The sequence below is a fragment of the Methyloceanibacter marginalis genome (assembly GCF_001723295.1).
Taxonomy (GTDB): Bacteria; Pseudomonadota; Alphaproteobacteria; order Rhizobiales; family Methyloligellaceae; genus Methyloceanibacter; species Methyloceanibacter marginalis.
In genome coordinates this window covers 1-18,501 of the sequence record NZ_LPWD01000030.1, presented here as the reverse complement: position 1 = coordinate 18,501, position 18,501 = coordinate 1, and the positions used below count along the sequence as shown (strand labels likewise).

Genomic DNA, 18,501 nt, shown 5'->3' with positions numbered 1-18,501 from the left:
TCACAAATGTCGCCCCGGCCCCGGTCGGTCACCCTGTACGAACTCGAGCCGCCGCCCGGCACGAAGTCCTCGCGCGTCATCGGTTTGGCCGACGACATCGCCCGGTCCATGAGCGCGATTGCCGCACGCGTCGCCGTGGTGCCGGGCCGCAATGCCATCGGTATCGAGTTGCCGAACGACCGGCGCGAAATGGTGATGCTGCGCGAGATGTTCGAGTCGTCCGACTTCCAGGATACGGATGCGCGGCTGGCGTTGTCGCTCGGCAAGACGATCGGCGGCGAACCGATGATCGCCGACCTGTCGCGCATGCCGCACCTTCTGATTGCCGGTACCACGGGCTCGGGCAAGTCGGTCGGGATCAACACGATGATCCTGTCGCTGCTCTACCGGCTGTCGCCCGAGCAGTGCAAATTCATCATGATCGATCCGAAGATGCTGGAACTGTCGGTGTATGACGGGATTCCGCATCTTCTGGCGCCGGTGGTGACCGACCCGAAGAAGGCCGTGGTCGCGCTGAAATGGACCGTGCGCGAGATGGAGGAACGCTACAAGCGCATGTCGAAGCTCGGTGTGCGCGACATCAAGGGCTACAACTCCCGCGTCCTCCAGGCCGAAGCCAAAGGCGAGATGCTGACCCGCACGGTGCAGACCGGCTTCGACCGCGAGACCGGCCGCGCCATCTACGAGCAAGAGGAAATGGACTACGAGTTCATGCCCTACATCGTCGTGATCGTCGACGAGATGGCGGACCTCATGATGGTGGCTGGCAAGGACATCGAGGCGGCTGTCCAGCGGCTCGCGCAGATGGCGCGCGCGCCGGCATCCATCTCATCACCGCGACTCAACGTCCGAGCGTCGACGTGATCACCGGCACGATCAAGGCGAACTTCCCCACCCGCGTAAGCTTCCAGGTCACCTCGAAGATCGACAGCCGCACTATTCTCGGCGAGCAAGGCGCCGAACAACTACTCGGTCAGGGCGACATGCTCTATATGGCGGGCGGCGGGCGGATCATCCGCGTACATGGGCCCTTTGTGTCGGACGACGAGGTCGAGAAGGTCGTGCGCCATCTCAAGAGGCAAGGGGTGCCCGCCTATCTCGACGCGGTCACCGATGAGGCGGAGAACGAGGACGACGACGAGGGCGGCCCCTCCGAATACGGTGACAGCGGCGACGAGCTCTACGACCAGGCCGTGGCCGTGGTTCTGCGCGACCGGAAGGTCTCCACGAGCTACATTCAGCGACGGCTGGGGATCGGCTACAATCGCGCGGCGACCTTGATCGAGCGCATGGAGAACGAGGAGCTGATCGGCCCCGCTAATCATGCCGGCAAGCGCGAGATTCTGGTGGGTGACGACGAGGCCGCAGCGCCTTATTAGGGCGTTTGACTCCGCCGCCAAGAAGTTGACCAGATTTGGCGGAATCATCTATCGAATGTCTCAAAGCTTACGTCCTCGCCCCGACTGGACGCGACGAGAGGGTTTATGACAATCCGCAGTGCCGCCAGGGTCCTCGCCAGCCTGCCAATCGCCCTGAGCCTGACCGCCGGGCTGGCCTTTGCGCAGGACAGCTCGACGACCGTACCCAAATCGCCGATCACCGGAGGAAATGCCGAACAGGGTGGTGGTGCGCCCGAAAGTGCGTTGCGCCCGTCTATCGGCCAGGACGTGGTGCCGCCGGACAATGCCGCGCCCGTCGAGGAGATCACGCCGACGGCGATCGACGAAGGGGCGAGTTGGGAGGCGGCGGTCGAGGCGACCGATGCGCCCACACCTCTCATCGGTGCGGAGCAGGCAGAAGCGGTCAATCGCATCAACGCCTATTTCAACGACATCACCAATCTGCAAGGTCATTTCGAACAGGTCGATCCCAACAGCAAGCGCACGTCTGGCCGCTTCTACGTGCAGCGGCCCGGTAAGATCCGCTTCGACTACGCGCCGCCGAGCGCGCTACGCATCCTGGCCGACGGGCACTCCCTGGCGATCGAAGACTCGGACCTCAAAACCGTGGAGAAGTATCCGATCAAATCGACACCGTTCCGGTTGCTGCTGACGGACACCGTCGATCTTGGCCGCGACGCGCGTATCGTCGGCGTCGAGCGGCAGGACGGAACACTTGCCATTTCACTGGAAGACCGCGGGGGTGAGGCCGCCGGGCGGATCAAACTCTATTTCAATGCGAACCCGGAGCTCGAACTGAAGGAGTGGGTGATCACCGACGCTCAAGGCCTGACCACCCGGGTCACCGTCAACAATATTGTCGCCGGGCGACGCGTGGCGACTGGATGGTTCGATTCCAAGGACTTCAACCAGTCTCCCTTCCGTTAGGAAGCGGCTGTAAACCCTAAGTGAATCAATCTTTTAAGGTGGGGCCCTAAGGCCGTTTACACCTTGTTAAATTTTCCGGGCGACGGGCGTTGAAATCGCCCGGCGATCTACATATCTGTTGTTTCAGAAGCGGACTACATCGATTTCATCGGTAGTGCCCCCCGTCTAGCCGAAGATGTAGTTCGCTCGTGCCGGCTTCCCTCCCGGCACGCGCGCGAAGAACGCGCTTCTGGCGTCCAACCCTGCGCAGCGGTTGGACGCCTTTTTATTTTTCGAATCTGTTGAATGTCTGCATAACCGGCGCACGCTGCGGTGCTTGCGCTTGCCCCTGCGCGCCGAACGCCATACCAGCTGTCACAATGCGTCTTCGGCTCGCCACGTGGAACATCAACTCGGTCAGGCTTCGGCTCGACCTGGTGGAGCGCTTCGTGCGGGCCGAGAAGCCCGACGTGCTCTGCCTGCAAGAGATCAAGTGCCAGGAAGATCAGTTTCCCCGCGCGGCCCTCGAGGCGCTGGGCTTTCCCCATATCGCGGTCTGCGGCCAGAAGGGCTATCACGGCGTGGCGACGCTTTCGCGTATCCCTTTCAAGCGCGCCGACCGCCGCGACCTTTGCGGACGGGGTCAGGCTCGGTATTTGGCCGTGGCGCTCGACGGCGCGGCGCCGGGCCGTAAGCCCTTGTCCTGCCATAATGTCTACGTGCCGGCCGGCGGCGACATCCCCGACCCCGCGATCAACGACAAGTTCCAGCACAAGCTCGATTTCCTCGACGCCATGACCGCCTGGTTCGGCGGCTATCGCGCCAAGGGCAAGAACCGCATGATCCTTGTCGGCGACCTCAACGTGGCGCCGCTGCCGACCGATGTCTGGTCCCATAAGCAGCTCCTCAAAGTGGTGAGCCACACGCCCCCGGAGACCAGCCGGCTGGAGCAGGTGCGGGCCGCCCATGACTGGATCGACGTGATGCGACGTCATGTCTCGCCCGAACAAAAGCTGTTCACCTGGTGGAGCTACCGCAACCGTGACTGGCGCGCCTCGAACCGCGGCCGGCGGCTCGACCATGTCTGGGCCACCCCGGCGCTCGACGGAGCGGCGGTTGCCATGCGGGTCCTCGACCAAACGCGTGACTGGCCGCGCACCTCGGACCATGTACCAGTCATTGCGGACTTCGAGATCGACTAAGGGACGAGCTTGTAGCCGCCGGTCTCGGTGATGAGGAGTTCGGCTTGCGATGGGTCTTTCTCGATCTTCTGGCGCAGCCGGTAGATATGCGTTTCGAGCGTATGCGTCGTGACGCCGGCCGTATAGCCCCACACCTCATGCAGCAGAACGTCTCGCGTCACCACGCGCTCGCCGGCACGATAGAGATATTTCAAGATCGAGGTCTCTTTTTCGGTGAGCCTGATCTTGCTGCCGCCGGAGTCGAGGAGCAGCTTCGCCGCCGGCTTGAAGGTATAGGGACCGATGGTGAAGACGGCGTCTTCGCTTTGCTCATGCTGCCTGAGCTGCGCGCGGATACGGGCCAGCAGAACGCCGAGACGGAAGGGCTTGGTTACATAGTCGTTGGCGCCCGACTCCAAGCCGAGAATGGTATCGGCATCGGAAGCCTGGGCCGTGAGCATAACCACAGGGCCTTTGAAGCCGCCGCGCCGCAGAAGCTTGCAGGCCTCCCGGCCATCGAGATCGGGCAGACCGACATCGAGCAGAACCAGGTCCACATGACCGTTGCGGGCAAGTTTCAGTCCCTCTTGCGCGGTGGAGGCCAGCTCCGTGTCGAACTCCTCGTGAAGCGAAAGCTGCTCGCTCAAAGACTCGCGAAGCTCATCGTCATCGTCGATGATGAGGATCCTGCGCGCGTTGCTCATCTGCCCGTCCTTGCTGGGGGGTTCCAAAGACTGTGCTCCGGAGGGTTGTAAGGGGGCGCTGGCCCGGCGACAAGCATGTCGAACCCGTGACACGGGCCAAAAGAGCCAGGAATCATGAGAGTTAGGCGATCAAGGCCCATCGTTGTGCGCCGCGCGCCAGGCGCCCTTGCCAGGCGCGGGTCCAGCTTCGTCTTGACGTACGGCAGGCCGCCATCGGCCGAGGGAGCGTGAAACCGCTCAAGCGCGAGGGCGACGGCGGCACGCCGCTTGGGCGCTTTCCCGTGCGGCTCGTCCTCTACCGCCCCGACAAGATCCCGCGGCCGCGGACATCGCTGCCGGTGCGGGCGATCCGGGCCGGGGACGGATGGTGCGACGACCCGAGAGACCGCAACTACAACCGGCTGGTGCGGCTTCCTTCGAAACGGAGCGCCGAGGGGCTGATGCGGGACGACGGGCTTTACGATCTTGTTCTGGTGCTTGGCTACAATGACCGGCCGCGCATCCGGGGAAAGGGCAGCGCCATCTTCATGCATCTTGCCCGGGACGGCTACACGCCGACGGAAGGCTGCGTGGCGCTCTCGCGGCGTGATCTCTTGGCGGTCCTTGCCGAGATCGAGAGCGGCACGACCGTCCTCATCACGCGTTAGTCGAGGAGCACCCGCGTGCCGAAGATGGCGGTGCCGACGCGCACATAAGTAGCGCCGAAAGCGATGGCCTTCTCGAAGTCACCGCTCATGCCCATGCTGAGCTCGTCGAGCCCGATCTCCTTGGCAAGCTTGGCGAGAAGCGCGAAGTGCATCGACGGTTCCTCGTCAAGCGGCGGAATGCACATGAGCCCGTCGATGGCGAGACCGAACGTGTCGCGGCAGAGCGTCACGAAGTCAGCCGTCTCTTCGGGCGCGATCCCGGCCTTTTGCGGTTCCTCGCCGGTATTGACCTGAACGAAGAGGCGCGGACGCTTTCCCGTACGCTTCATTTCTTCGGCGAGGGCACGGGCAAGTTTGGGCCGGTCGAGGGTCTCGATGACATCGAACAGGGCCACGGCCTCTTTCACCTTGTTCGTCTGAAGCGGCCCGATGAGATGAAGCTCGAGATCCGAATGCAGCGCCTTGAGCGCCGGCCATTTGGCTTGCGCCTCCTGCACGCGGTTCTCGCCGAAGATGCGCTGACCTGCTTCGATGGCATCTTCGATGGCAGCAGCGGGCATCGTCTTGGTCACGGCGACAAGCTCGGCCGTGCTCGGCTTCCGGCCGGCGGCTTCCGCCGCGAGCACGATCTCTTCTTTCACCTGACGGAGGCGCTCCGGAATCTCGGCGGCGGAGTGGCTTTCAGCGCTCATGCAAGGTACCTAGCAGGCATCTTCGGGTCCGTGGCGGCCTGCGGCAACGCGATTCGGCGCAACTTGACCGTTTCGGGCATTTGGGTTCGATTGCCGCGCCGAATCGATGTGAGGAATGGATAAGACAGATGGCCGCGGACCGCTACGACGCGCCGACACGCGAAAAGCACTGGCAGCAGGCGTGGGAGCTGAAGAGCCTCTTCGAGGCCAGCGAGGACGACCAACGGCCGAAATACTATGTTCTTGAAATGTTCCCGTACCCGTCCGGACGCATCCATATGGGCCATGTACGGAACTACACGATGGGCGACGTGGTCGCCCGCTATATGCGGGCCCGCGGCCACAACGTGCTCCACCCGATGGGCTGGGACGCCTTTGGCTTGCCCGCGGAGAACGCCGCCATCGAGCGGGGCGTGCACCCGGCGAAGTGGACCTACGACAACATCGCCACTATGCGCGGCCAACTAAAGAGTATGGGTCTGTCGCTCGACTGGTCGCGCGAGCTCGCCACCTGCGATGTCGAATACTATCACCAGCAGCAAAAGCTGTTCCTGGACATGCTCGCGGCGGGGCTCGTCGACCGCAAGACGCGCAAGGTGAATTGGGACCCGGTGGACAAGACCGTGCTCGCCAACGAGCAGGTGATCGACGGGCGCGGCTGGCGCTCGGGTGCGCTGGTCGAGCAACGCGAGCAGCCGGAGTGGGTGTTCAAGATCACCGACTATGCGGAAGATCTGCTCGACGCGCTTCAGGATCTGGACCGTTGGCCTGAGAAGGTGCGCTTGATGCAGGCGAACTGGATCGGCCGCTCGGAAGGTCTCATCGTGCGCTTCGAGACGATCGAAGGCACCGCACCGGAAGACTTCGCGACCATCGAAGTCTTCACCACGCGACCCGACACGCTGTTCGGCGCGGCGTTCCTGGCCATCGCGCCGGACCATAAGCTGGCGCGGGCCATCGCATCCACAGACAGAGACTCACAAGCCTTTATCGATGAATGCCATCACCACGGCACCAGCGCCGCGGAACTCGAGACACTCGAGAAGAAGGGATTCGACACCGGCGTGCGCGTGGCGCACCCCGTGATCGAGGGCGCCGAGCTTCCCGTCTACATCGCCAACTTCATCCTGATGGAGTACGGCACCGGCGCCATCTTCGGCTGTCCCGCGCATGATCAGCGCGACCTCGAGTTCGCGCGTGCCTACGACCGGCCAGTGACGCCGGTCGTGCTGCCGCCGGGCGAGGATCCGAGCACGTTCGAGATTGGCGAAGAGGCCTATACCGGCGACGGCGTGATGATCAATTCCGACTTTCTCGACGGACTCGCCATGGCCGACGCGAAGATCGCCATGGCCGACCGCTTGGCGGCGCGCACGTCGGACGGAGCTCCGCAAGGGGTGCGGAAGACCGAGTTTCGCTTGCGGGATTGGGGCATTTCACGGCAGCGCTATTGGGGCTGTCCGATCCCCATGATCCATTGCGAGACTTGCGGCATCGTGCCGGTGCCGGCGGACGATCTCCCCGTGAAGCTCCCCGACGACGTCAGCTTCGATGTGCCAGGCAATCCGCTCGACCATCATCCCACGTGGAAGACCGTCGCCTGCCCGAATTGCGGTGGCATCGCCCGACGCGAGACCGACACGATGGATACGTTCGTCGACTCGTCCTGGTACTTCGCGCGCTTTTGCTCGCCGCGTGCTTCCGTGCCCACCGATACCAACGCCGTCGGATATTGGCTGCCGATCGACCAGTATATCGGCGGCGTGGAGCACGCGATCTTGCACCTTCTGTATTCGCGCTTCTTCACGCGCGCGATGCACAAGACTGGACACGTCACGATCGATGAGCCGTTCCGCGGTCTGTTCACCCAAGGCATGGTCACGCACGAGACCTACAAGGATGCGGACGGCAAGTGGCTGCTCCCCGAAGAGGTCACCTTGCGCGACGGCAAGGCGGTGCAGGTGAAGACCGGCGCGCCGGTCACGGTCGGCGCCGTCGAGTCCATGTCGAAGTCGAAGAAGAACGTGGTCGACCCCGACAACATCATCGGCGCGTACGGCGCCGATACGGCGCGCTGGTTCATGCTGTCCGACACGCCGCCGGAGCGCGACATCGAATGGACCGCCGGCGGTGTGGAAGGTGCGCATCGTTTCCTTCAACGGGTCTGGCGGCTGGTGGGCGAGGCGGCCGATAAAGGCGCCGCGCCGGGAACGCCAGCGCCCGTCGAGAGTGGGACCGAGGCAGAGGCACTGCGCCGGGCCGCACATAAAGCCGTGGCCGGCGTGACCGGGGCTATCGAGAAGTTGCGCTTCAACACGGCCGTAGCCAGATCTACGAGCTGGCCAACGCGCTCTCGTCTGCGTTGCAGGGCCTCTGCGAAGCAATCCGAGGACGATCTCAAGTTCGCGATGCGGGAGGCCGCACAGCTCTTGGCGCGAATCGCAGCCCCCATGGTGCCCCATCTGGCGGAGGAATGCTGGGCGCTCCTTGGAAATGAAGGGCTTGTGGCCGAACAGCCCTGGCCGGAGGCGGATTCGGCCCTGTTGACCGAGGATACGGTGACCATCGCCGTCCAGGTGAACGGCAAGAGGCGAGACGAATTGACGATTGCGCGAGACGCCTCGAAGGAAGATATTGAAGCTGCGGCGCTAGGGCTCGAAAATGTGACCCGCGCCATAGGGGGACGGAAGATCAAGAAGGTCGTGATCGTGCCGCAGAGGATCGTCAATGTGGTGGCGTAATCCTGCTTTTGCGCTGGTGGCTTGCGCCGGGCTGGCCGGGCTTGGCCTGGCGGGCTGCGGATTCCAGCCGCTTTACGGCTCGAATTCCACCACCGCGAGCGGCGCCAAGCTGTCGGAAACCATGGCGGCCGTCGATGTCCAGCCGATCCCCGGTCGCGTGGGCCAGAAGGTGCGCAACGAGCTGATCTTCGCGAACACGGGTGGCGGCGTTGCGGCGCCTCAAAAATTCAAGCTGAGGATCGCCATCCGCGAACAGGTCATCAATCAGCTCGTGCGGATCTCGGGTGACGCCAAAGGTCAGGTCTACCAGCTCGAGGCGAGCTTCAAGCTGATCGACGCCTCGAACGGCGCGGTCATCCATCAGGGATCGGCCGTGTCTCGCGCGCCCTACAGCCGCTACCAAGAGATCTTCGCCAATGTGCGCGCTCGCTACGACGCGGAAAACCGCGCCGCCGAGACCGTGTCGGAGAGCATCAAGACCCAAGTCGCGGCCTTCCTCGCCAGCTCGGCTTGAGCGTCGCTGGGCTTCGCCTGACCTGAACCCTTCTCGCGGATTGTGCCGTCATGGTCGCCCATAAAGCCTCGGCCGTTCCGCGCTTTTTGAAATCTCCCGATCCCAGCTGCCGCGCCGTGCTCGTCTATGGACCGGACGCGGGTCTTGTGTCCGAACGCGCCGCGGCGCTGACGGGGACCCTGGCGCGCCGGCAGGGAGCCGACGCAGAGATTATCCGTCTCGACGACCGCGACTTCGCCGAGGACCCGGCCCGACTCGACGTCGAGTTGCGCACTCAGCCCATGTTCGCCAGCGCCAAGGTGGTGCGGGTGACGGCCGGAAGCCGGCTCGACGTGCCCTCGTTGAAAGCGCTGCTTGACGAGCCATCGGATAATGCGCTGATCGTCGAGGCGGGCAATCTCCGGCCCGATTCGGGCTTGCGCAAACTGTTCGAGAAGCTCCCCGATGCGGCGGCGCTACCCTGCTATGCCGATGAGCGCGACTTGGCCGCGGTGATCGATGCGGAGCTTGCCGAGGCCGGTCTTGCCATCGACCGCGAGACCAAGACCTATCTGACGAGCCGGCTCGGCGCCGACCACGCCATGTCGCGTACCGAGGTCGCCAAGCTCGCGCTCTACGCGCGGGGCGCCGGCAGGGTCACCCATGACGACATCGCGGCGGTCGTAGGTGACGCTGCGGAGATCGCGCTTGAGAATTTCGTCTATGCGGCAAGCGGCGGCGAAGCCAAGGACGCGCTGCGCGAATTGCAACGGCTCGCCGCGGCCGGTACTGATCGCGCCGCAGCGATGTCCGCGCTCGCCCGGCACTTCACCCGGCTCCACCAGGTGGCCTCGCGCGAGGGCAATCTCGACGAGGCGGTCCGAACTTTGCGGCCGCCGCTCCACTACAGCGCCGGGACGCTTTCGCGGCCCATTGCCGGAGGTGGGGCGCGAAGCGGCTCGCGAGCGCGCTGCCCTTGATTCAGGAAACCATCAGGCGATCGCGCCGCTCGCCCGATCTCGATAGCGCCTTCGCCGAACGGCTCCTGTTGACGCTGACATCGAAAGTTTGACGCCGTACATGGGCGTTCCTATGCATTTCCGGCTTTGACCCCGAGGAGTTGAGATGGACCAAGACGCCGCCACGTTCGAGCGCCGTAACAAGCTTTTCATGTTGCTGCGCGAACGCGCGTTCCGGCGCGGACGTGTCGTGCTGGCTTCCGGCAAGGAGAGCGACTTTTATTTCGACATGAAGCCGGCAATGCTCGACCCCGACGGCGCGGATCTCATGGCGGACCTAATTCTTCAAGAACTTCAAGGGGTTACTGCTGATGCAGTCGGCGGTCTAGAGATGGGCGCGGTGCCGCTCATTGCGCCCGTCGCGATGAAGAGCCCGGCGCACGGCCGCTATCTGCCGGGCTTCTTCGTGCGCAAAGCGGTCAAGGATCACGGCACCCAAAAGCGCGTCGACGGCAACGACATCAAAGGCAAGTCCGTGGTGATTCTCGAGGACGTGACCACCACCGGCGCCTCGGCCATGGACGCGGTCAAGGCAGTCGAAGCCGCGGGCGCCCAGGTCACGCTGGTCATCTCGATCCTCGACCGGGGCGAGGGGGCGGCAGCGCTTTACGCGGAAGCGGGCGTGCCATTCAAATCGCTATTCAAGGCCGAAGAGTTTCTGAGCGACGGCTGAGATCAGCGCGGCCGGCGCATGAGCCTGGTGCGGATATCCTCGAACTGATCGAAGCTCGTATAGCGGATGCGAAGCTCGCCGCGCTCGCCACGTCCGGATTTGATCTCGACCTTGAGGCCAAGCGCGTCGTGCAACTCCGACTCCGCCGCGCGCGTGTTGGCATCCTTGCCGGCCGCCTTTTTGCGCTTGGGCTTCTCGCTTTCCTCTTGGGCCAGCGCTTCCACCTGGCGCACCGTCAACCCTTCCTTAACGATGCGGGCGGCAATCGCGGCGGCGTCGGGATGGCCGATCAGGGCGCGCGCATGGCCGGCGCTGAGGCCGCCTTGCCGCACCAAGTCCTGGACCGACTTCGGCAACTTGAGCAGACGGAGCGTGTTGGCAAGGTGACTGCGGCTCTTGCCGATGACCTTGGCAAGGTCCTCTTGGGTGTAGCCGTGGCCTTGCATCAGGGCGTGATAGCCCTCGCCCTCCTCGATGGCGTTCAGGTCCTCGCGCTGGACGTTCTCAATGATGGCGACCTCGATCGCTTCCTGGTCAGACAGCGCCCGGATGACGACCGGCACCTCGTGCAGGTTCGCGCGCTGCGCCGCGCGCCAGCGCCGTTCGCCGGCGACGATCTCGAAGCGGTCCCCGCCCGCCAGAGGCCGAACCACCAAGGGCTGGACGAGACCGCGCTCGCGGATCGAGCTGGCAAGCTCGTCGAGCTGCGCGTCCGAGAAATCCCGCCGTGGATTGAAACGGCTGGCCTTCAACGCCGAGAGCGGCACGGTTTGCTGGTCGGCGCGAGCCCCCGCCTCCTCGGCGCCCTCGCCGATGAGCGATGCCAGACTTCGACCCAAGCGTTTCTTCTGTGCGCTGACCGCCATCTTTTATCTCCAGTGTTGGGCCGCCGGGGCCATCCGCATCATGCCGCCCGTATCCGGCGCTCGCGCTCGATCACCTCGGAGGCGAGCTGGATATAGGCTTGGCTGCCGGAGCATTTGTAATCGTAAAGGAGCACCGGCTTGCCGTGAGAGGGCGATTCCGCGACGCGCACATTGCGCGGAATGACCGTGGTGTAGACCTTCTCGCCGAGGACCGCGCGCACGTCCTCGACCACCTGGTCCGACAGGCTGGTGCGCTGGTCGTACATGGTGAGCACGACGCCGTGGATGCGGAGCTTGGGATTGAGGCGAACCCTGATCTCCTCGACCGTGCTCAGGAGCTGGGCCAGGCCTTCAAGCGCGAAGAACTCGCATTGGCAGGGGCACAAGCACGCGTCGGCCGCCGCCAAGGCGTTCAGGGTGAGTAAATTAAGCGACGGCGGGCAGTCGATGAGAACATAGGTCGTTCGTTCGTCCACGCTTTCGGATGCCGTCAGCTCCGCAAGGCAATCCCGAAAGCGATAATGCTTGCCGCTCGCGTTCCCAGCCTCCCTCTCGAAAGACATGAGATCGATCGTGGCCGGCACGATCGAGAGCCGCGGCACATGGGTCGCGACCTTGGCCTCCAGGATCGTGGCGTCGCCGGTGAGGACATCGAAGGTCGAGCGGTTGCGCTGCTCGATGCCGAGCCCGGTGGAGGCGTTGCCTTGCGGGTCAAGGTCGATGATCAGCACGCGCTCGCCGACGGCGGCGAGCGCCGTGCCGAGATTGATCGCCGTGGTGGTCTTGCCGACGCCGCCTTTTTGGTTGGCAAGCGCAAGGACGCGGGTGGCGGCGCGGCTCATGACCGCCTCCGCCGCAAGCCCGTCAGCTCGACGATGCGGGCATGCTCGTCGGTCAGACTGGGATGCAGGCGGAACGCGAAATCCCACCCGGCTTGCGCGGCCTCGATCTCGGCCTCTGTCTCGCGACCTTTCAGGAACAGCCCCCTGGTTCCTTCCCCGACGAACGGCTCTGCGAGCTCTAATAGGAAGGGCAGCGGCGCGAGAGCGCGGGCGCTGACCACATCCGGTCTTAGGCTTTGAGCTTTTTCGGGAAGGTCTTCAATACGCATGGCATGGATGTCCACAGGGGTCTGGAGAGCGCGAGCGACCTCGGCGAGGAAGGCGCATTTCTTGCGGTTCGATTCGACCATGTGCATGCGGAAGTCCGGCACTTGGGCTTGCAGGAGGGCAACGACGAGCCCGGGGAACCCTGCGCCCGAACCAAGATCGAGCCAGAGTCGCGCGTCCGGCGCAAGACTACCCAGTTGCGCCGAGTCGGCAAAGTGGCGCGACCAGACATTGGGGAGGGTCGAGGGCGCGACGAGATTGATCGACCGCTGCCAGTGGGCCAGCAGGTCCGCGTAGCGGCTCAGGGCCAGAATTGTTTCATGTGGAACATTAAAGGCTTCGGCGAACGATTCCGGACTGTCGATGAGGTCGAGTCCCTTAGGCCGCGCACTCATGCGCTTTTCGCTGCCGCGCCCTTTTTCAAGTGTGCCAGGAGCAGCATGAGCGCCGCGGGCGTCATGCCATCGAGGCGCGCGGCTTGGCCGAGACTCGCCGGCTTGTGGCGGGCGAGCTTCTGACGGATCTCGTTGGAGAGGCCCGGGAGCGCGTCAAACGAAAAGCCGTCAGGGATGGCGACCGCTTCATCCTTGCGGAAGGCGGCGACGTCCAGTTCCTGGCGGGCGATGTAGACGGCGTAGCGCGCATCGACCGCGAGCTGGCTCGCGATGCTCTCATCGAGCGCGCCGATCTCGGGCCAGATTCGGGCGAGGCGGGCGAGGCCGATGTCGGGGTAGCTCAGAAGGTCGAAGGCGCTGCGCTTGCGGCCGTCGCGATTGATGGTGAGGCCGGCCCTCGCAGCCTCGTCCGGCGTGAGCGCGAGACCGCGGAGCAGCGCGGCGCCCGCTTCGAGCTTCGCCGTCTTGGCTTCGAAGGCTATGCGACGAGCCTCGCCCACGCAGCCGACGGCTAGCCCCAAGGGCGTGAGGCGCTGGTCGGCATTGTCGGCGCGCAGCATCAGCCGGTACTCGGCGCGGCTCGTGAACATGCGGTAGGGCTCGGTCACGCCGCGGGTCACCAGATCGTCGATCATCACGCCGAGATAAGCCGTCGCGCGGGTGACGGCGAAGGGTTCCTTCGCGCCGGATGCCACGAGCGCGGCATTGAGACCGGCGATCAGCCCCTGCCCCGCCGCCTCCTCGTAGCCCGTGGTGCCGTTGATCTGGCCCGCCAGGAACAGCCGCCCGACGGCCTTCGTCTCCAGGCTCGGATGCAGTTCGCGCGGATCGACGTAGTCGTATTCGATGGCGTAGCCCGGACGCTTCACGCGCGCAGTCTCAAGCCCCGGAATGGTCTTGAGGAAGGCGTGCTGCACGTCCTCGGGCAGCGAGGTGGAGATGCCGTTGGGATAGACCGTGTCGTCGTCGAGTCCCTCCGGCTCCAGAAAGATCTGGTGGCTGCCGCGCTCCTTGAAGCGAACGACCTTGTCTTCGATGGACGGGCAATAGCGCGGGCCGACGCTGCCGATGGCGCCGGAATAGATCGGCGCGCGGGCGAGATTGCTGTCGATGATGGCGTGGGTCGCCTCGGTCGTGTGCGTGATGTGGCAAGGCACCTGAGGGGTCGTGATGGCCTCGGTGAGGAACGAGAACGGCACGGGCGGCACGTCGCCCTGCTGTTCCTGGAGCCGCTCCCAGGCGATCGTGGTGCCGTCGAGACGGGGCGGCGTGCCCGTCTTGAGACGTCCCATGCGAAGCCCCAACCCATAGAGCCGCTCGGACAGGCCGAGCGCCGGCGCCTCGCCCATGCGCCCCGCCGGGATCTTGGTCTCGCCGATATGGATAAGGCCGTTGAGGAAGGTGCCGGTGGTGAGCACCACCGCACCGGCGCTGAAACGGCGGCCGTCGGTCGTCACGACTCCCACGACGTGGTTGCCGTCGACGATCAGGTCCTCGACAGCCGCCTCGACGACCTCGAGATCAGCGGTCTCCGAGATCGCCACTTGCATGGCATGCCGGTAGAGCTTGCGGTCGGCCTGGGCGCGCGGGCCTTGCACGGCCGGCCCTTTGGACTTGTTGAGCACGCGAAACTGGATGCCGGCGGCGTCGGCCACGCGGCCCATAAGCCCATCGAGAGCATCGATCTCGCGCACGAGGTGACCCTTGCCAAGACCGCCGATGGCCGGGTTGCAGGACATCTCGCCGATGGTGTCGAAGCGGTGGGTGAGAAGCGCCGTCCGGGCGCCGAGGCGCGCCGAGGCCGCCGCGGCCTCGCAGCCGGCGTGTCCGCCGCCAATGACGATGACGTCGAAACCGTTGCTGAAACCCTTGCTCATGGCCGGTAAGTAGTCGGTCGCAGCTCTCCCGTCAAAGCCCTGAAGCGGCACTGTTTCACGTGAATCAATTGAATGGCGGCGAGGCTCCTACTTGCCGATGCAGAACTCGGCGAAGATGGCGCCCAGGACCTCTTCCACGTCGATCAGGCCGGTCAACCGGCCCAAATGGCGGGCGGCGATCCTTAATTCCTCGGCTTTGAGCTCGGGCGATAGATCATGGCTAACAAAACGTTGCAAAGCGTCCCGGGATGACACGAGCTCGGTCCGGTGGCGGGTGCGGGTCAGAGATATGTGGCCTGATCCGGCGCTTTCGGCGCCTGCAAGATCGGCCAGCCGGTCGATCAGCGCCTCGAGCCCCGCGCCGGTTTTGGCCGAGAGAATCAGTGGGTTTATTGCCGCATGATTATGCGCCGGCGGCACGCCCCAATCGGATTTATTGAGCGCAAATACCACGTCCTTGGCGGCAAGCGGCGCCGGCGGGGCCCAGACCGGATCCGTGGCGTCGATCACCCAGAGAACGAGGTCCGCATCTTCGGCGCGGGCGAGCGCGCGGCGGATGCCTTCCTGCTCCACCTCCCCCCGCCCCGCTCGTATCCCCGCGGTGTCGGCGAGGATAACCGGGCAGCCGCCGAGATCGAGATGGACCTCGATCACATCGCGCGTTGTCCCCGCCTCCTCCGACACGATGGCCGCGTCGCGCTTGGCGAGCGCATTTAGCAGCGACGACTTGCCGGCATTGGGCGGACCGGCGATGACGACGCGCAAGCCGTCGCGCAAACGCTCGCCGCTGCGGTCGGCGAGATGCGCCTCGATGGACTGAAGCAACGGCGCGACGATGGCGCTCGCCTTCACGCCCACATCGAGGGCGACGTCCGCCTCGTCGGCGAAATCGAGCCCCGCCTCCATCAGCGCTTGCGCCTGCAAGAGCTCGGCGCGCCAGCCTTCGTACAGACGCCGCAACGAGCCTTCCGATTGCGCCAGCGCCTGACGTCGCTGCGCCTCCGTCTCCGCGTTGATGAGATCGGCCAAGCCCTCGACCTCGGTGAGATCGAGCTTGCCGTTCTCGAAAGCGCGGCGGGCGAAGGCGCCGGGCTCGGCCAGACGCGTGCCCTCGACCGCGAGCACCGCCTCGACCACGGCCTGCACCACGGCGCGGCTGCCATGGACCTGCAGCTCGGCCATGTCCTCGCCGGTGAAGCTCTTTGGCGCCGGGAACCACAGCACGAGGCCACGGTCGAGCGCGGGGCTCCCGATGTCGCGCAAGGACGCCTGGCGTGGGCGCGGCACGCGGCCCACCAAGACCTCGAGCACGGCGCGGGTGCGCGGCCCCGAGATGCGGATCACGGCGACGGCGGACGGGCCGGCGCCGGAGGCCGGCGCGACGATGGTGTCATCAACGCTCATGAAGCCGCATCTTGGACCGGGGCAGCAATCGAGGCGAGCCGACTTTCTCACCAGCGCTGGCAAGACGCGATCACGATCGTTGCTCAGGTCCTAGGCGAGCCACTTTTCGTGGCGGCCTCCCGTGGCCCTTTTCATCCCGTACATGCGAGAGTCGGCCGTCTTGAGCAGGTCCTCGTGGGTCTTGCCGTCGGCGGGAAAGAGCGCAGCGCCGACGCTCGCGGAAAGATAGCGGTGCGCGCCCTTCACGACGAAGGGCTCTTTGAAGGCGTTCTCGACATTCCGCAGCAACCCGGCGAGGCCGACCTCCGTCGCCCCGGCGCAGGTGACGATTGCGAATTCGTCACCGCCCACTCGCGCCACGAGATCCTTGTCGGACGTCGCCGACAACAGCCTCTGAGCCAACCGCACCAGCACCTCATCACCAACTGCGTGGCCGAATTCGTCGTTGATCCCCTTGAAGCCGTCCAAATCGATAAGGGCGATCCCCACGCTCGAGCCGGCGCGGCGGGCAACGTCGAGCACGAACTCCGACTGCGCCTCAAACAGAGCGCGGTTCGCAAGGCCGGTGAGGTGGTCGTACTGAAGCGCCGTCACATCGGTATGCATGACGATGGCACCGATTTCGTCGTCGGTGGCACGGCCGGGCCGGGCCGAAATTTGAAACCAATGATGCCGGTCGTCGAACGGACAGTTGTAGGTGGCCACAAACCGGTCGAGCTCCCGCGCAAGCACGAGGCCTAGGCCAGTGCCGATCGCACGCGCCTCGGCGCAACCGCGATCGGCTGCCGCCGCGCATTCCTCCAAATAGTTCCAGCGCCGGTCGGGGAGCCGCCCCTCGGCCGTCTGGTCCCAGGCATGATTGGTGAAAGCGATCCCGCCTTCGCGGTCGAGGACGGCGATCTGAGCCGGCAATAGGTCGAACGCTTCGAATTCAGCCATGACGGCTTGGCCTCAGCTATCGGGACGATACCATGGCGCCCCCAAAATATCGCATCGCCGAAATTGACCGGCGCTTAAGCGTATGGCCGCAAGTGGAACAATTTTCCGGCGCGCAAGGGGTCATTGGGCGGCGAAGCGCGTTATCCTAGCCGGTAACCTGGAAGGCACCATGCAGGACAGACCAGACAACCAGCTCGGGGCCGAGACCAGCCCCTATCTCCTCCAGCACAAGGACAACCCGGTCCACTGGCGGCCCTGGGGCCCGGAGGCGCTCGCCGAGGCCAAGGCGGCCAACAAGCCGATCCTGCTCTCGGTCGGCTACGCCGCCTGTCACTGGTGCCACGTGATGGCCCATGAAAGTTTCGAGGACGAAGCGACGGCCAAGGTCATGAACGACCTGTTCGTGAACATCAAGGTCGACCGGGAAGAGCGCCCGGACGTGGACGCGATCTACATGACGCGCTGCACCTGACCGGCGAGCAGGGCGGCTGGCCGCTGACCATGTTTCTCACGCCGGACGCGGAGCCCTTCTGGGGTGGCACCTATTTCCCGCCGCAAGACCGCTACGGCCGGCCCGGCTTCGTCAGTGTACTGAAGACCATCTCGCGCGTGTTTCACGAGGAGCCGGACAAGGTCCGCACCAACGCGGACGCGATCAGTGCGCGCCTCAAGCCGCACCATGCCGAAGGCGATGGCGCCGCGCTCAACGACGCGACGCTCTCCAATCTGGCGCGGCGATTCCTGCAAGCGGTCGATCCAGTCCAAGGCGGCATAAGGGGCGCGCCGAAATTTCCGCAAACGCAGTTCTTCGGGTTCTTGTGGCGCGCAGGATTACGCTACGGGCTGCCCAATCCGCGCGAGGCGGTCGACCTCACCCTCACCCAGATCGCGCAAGGCGGCATCTACGATCATCTCGGCGGCGGCTATGCGCGCTACAGCGTCGACGAGCGCTGGCTCGTGCCGCATTTCGAGAAGATGCTCTACGACAACGCGCTGCTCATCGAGCTGATGACGGAAAGCTGGCGCGAGACGAAGTCGCCGCTCTACGCGCAGCGCATCGAGGAGACCGTCGGCTGGCTCACGCGCGAGATGACCACCGAGGGCGGCGCGTTCGCCGCCTCGCTCGACGCGGACTCCGAAGGCGAGGAAGGCAAGTTCTATGTGTGGTCGCTCGCCGAGATCGAAGACGTGCTCGGCGCGGACGATGCAAAACTGTTCGCCGAGATTTACGACGTCACCGCGCACGGAAATTTCGAAGGCCACACCATTCTCAACCGCCTGAACGCGATCGCGTTGCGCGACGCCGAGACCGAAGCGCGCCTGGCCGCGATGCGCGCGAAGCTCTTGGAACGGCGTGCGGGCCGCATACGCCCCGCTCGACGACAAGGTGCTCGCCGATTGGAACGGGCTGATGATCGCCGCGCTAGCGGACGCGGCCGCCGCCTTCGACAAGCC

At 64.9% G+C, this 18,501-nt stretch carries 15 protein-coding genes and 2 pseudogenes; 9 read left to right on the top strand and 8 right to left on the bottom strand.

All coding sequences use genetic code 11. The features are described 5' to 3' along the window. The 3 genes and pseudogenes from AUC71_RS01575 to AUC71_RS01565 form a co-directional block, all read left to right on the top strand. Positions 1-1,379, top strand: a pseudogene (locus tag AUC71_RS01575) (DNA translocase FtsK); the annotation flags it as partial. Between the two features lie 105 nt (positions 1,380-1,484). After that, entirely contained in the window at positions 1,485-2,327 is an 843-nt protein-coding gene (locus AUC71_RS01570; protein ID WP_069622849.1) for a LolA family protein, read from the top strand. A gap of 359 nt (positions 2,328-2,686) precedes the next feature. After that, a complete protein-coding gene (locus AUC71_RS01565) occupies positions 2,687-3,508 on the top strand; it encodes an exodeoxyribonuclease III (protein WP_069622848.1) in 822 nt (273 codons plus the stop codon). Here AUC71_RS01565 and AUC71_RS01560 read toward each other — a convergent pair. Then, positions 3,505-4,191, bottom strand: a complete 687-nt coding sequence (locus tag AUC71_RS01560) for a response regulator transcription factor (RefSeq protein ID WP_069622847.1) — start codon at positions 4,189-4,191, stop codon at positions 3,505-3,507. The genes AUC71_RS01565 and AUC71_RS01560 overlap by 4 nt on opposite strands. Before the next feature lie 212 nt (positions 4,192-4,403). On the opposite strand from AUC71_RS01560, the gene AUC71_RS01555 reads away from it, so the two are divergent. Continuing rightward, positions 4,404-4,838, top strand: coding sequence for a L,D-transpeptidase family protein (locus tag AUC71_RS01555; protein WP_141701367.1), 435 nt, complete (start codon positions 4,404-4,406; stop codon positions 4,836-4,838). On the opposite strand, the gene AUC71_RS01550 is transcribed toward AUC71_RS01555, so the two are convergent. Beyond that, positions 4,835-5,530: a YggS family pyridoxal phosphate-dependent enzyme gene (locus AUC71_RS01550; RefSeq protein WP_069622845.1), complete on the bottom strand. Its 696-nt coding sequence runs from the start codon at positions 5,528-5,530 to the stop codon at positions 4,835-4,837. The genes AUC71_RS01555 and AUC71_RS01550 overlap by 4 nt on opposite strands. Before the next feature lie 128 nt (positions 5,531-5,658). Here AUC71_RS01550 and leuS point away from each other — a divergent pair, with 128 nt between their 5' ends. From leuS to pyrE, 4 genes are all read left to right on the top strand, one after another. After that, the gene (gene leuS / locus AUC71_RS01545) at positions 5,659-8,271 is read left to right on the top strand and encodes a leucine--tRNA ligase (protein ID WP_069622844.1); all 2,613 of its coding nucleotides are present in this window, start codon (positions 5,659-5,661) and stop codon (positions 8,269-8,271) included. After that, the gene (locus tag AUC71_RS01540) at positions 8,258-8,785 is read left to right on the top strand and encodes a hypothetical protein (RefSeq protein WP_069622843.1); all 528 of its coding nucleotides are present in this window, start codon (positions 8,258-8,260) and stop codon (positions 8,783-8,785) included. Before leuS ends, AUC71_RS01540 begins: the two co-directional genes overlap by 14 nt. A 50-nt stretch (positions 8,786-8,835) precedes the next feature. Then, positions 8,836-9,744, top strand: a complete 909-nt coding sequence (gene holA, locus AUC71_RS01535; RefSeq protein WP_083237979.1) for a DNA polymerase III subunit delta — start codon at positions 8,836-8,838, stop codon at positions 9,742-9,744. A 145-nt stretch (positions 9,745-9,889) separates the two neighbouring features. Continuing rightward, positions 9,890-10,456: an orotate phosphoribosyltransferase gene (gene pyrE, locus AUC71_RS01530; RefSeq protein WP_069622842.1), complete on the top strand. Its 567-nt coding sequence runs from the start codon at positions 9,890-9,892 to the stop codon at positions 10,454-10,456. Positions 10,457-10,458: 2 nt separating this feature from the next. On the opposite strand, the gene AUC71_RS01525 is transcribed toward pyrE, so the two are convergent. The 6 genes from AUC71_RS01525 to AUC71_RS01500 all read right to left on the bottom strand — a co-directional run bounded on the left by AUC71_RS01525 (position 10,459) and on the right by AUC71_RS01500 (position 17,046). Beyond that, positions 10,459-11,322, bottom strand: a complete 864-nt coding sequence (locus AUC71_RS01525) for a ParB/RepB/Spo0J family partition protein (protein WP_069622841.1) — start codon at positions 11,320-11,322, stop codon at positions 10,459-10,461. 38 nt (positions 11,323-11,360) lie between these two features. Then, positions 11,361-12,164: a ParA family protein gene (locus AUC71_RS01520; protein ID WP_069622840.1), complete on the bottom strand. Its 804-nt coding sequence runs from the start codon at positions 12,162-12,164 to the stop codon at positions 11,361-11,363. Beyond that, entirely contained in the window at positions 12,161-12,826 is a 666-nt protein-coding gene (gene rsmG / locus AUC71_RS01515; protein WP_069622839.1) for a 16S rRNA (guanine(527)-N(7))-methyltransferase RsmG, read from the bottom strand. The genes AUC71_RS01520 and rsmG overlap by 4 nt, the downstream gene beginning before the upstream one ends. Beyond that, on the bottom strand, positions 12,823-14,703 hold the full coding sequence (mnmG, locus tag AUC71_RS01510) for a tRNA uridine-5-carboxymethylaminomethyl(34) synthesis enzyme MnmG (RefSeq protein WP_069622838.1): 1,881 nt from the start codon (positions 14,701-14,703) through the stop codon (positions 12,823-12,825). Before mnmG ends, rsmG begins: the two co-directional genes overlap by 4 nt. An 87-nt stretch (positions 14,704-14,790) precedes the next feature. Further along, on the bottom strand, positions 14,791-16,107 hold the full coding sequence (gene mnmE / locus AUC71_RS01505) for a tRNA uridine-5-carboxymethylaminomethyl(34) synthesis GTPase MnmE (protein ID WP_069622837.1): 1,317 nt from the start codon (positions 16,105-16,107) through the stop codon (positions 14,791-14,793). Positions 16,108-16,197: 90 nt separating this feature from the next. After that, positions 16,198-17,046 (bottom strand): GGDEF domain-containing protein, encoded by an 849-nt coding sequence (locus AUC71_RS01500; RefSeq protein ID WP_069622836.1) that lies wholly within the window; start codon positions 17,044-17,046, stop codon positions 16,198-16,200. 169 nt (positions 17,047-17,215) lie between these two features. Here AUC71_RS01500 and AUC71_RS01490 point away from each other — a divergent pair. After that, positions 17,216-18,501, top strand: a pseudogene (locus tag AUC71_RS01490) (thioredoxin domain-containing protein); the annotation flags it as partial.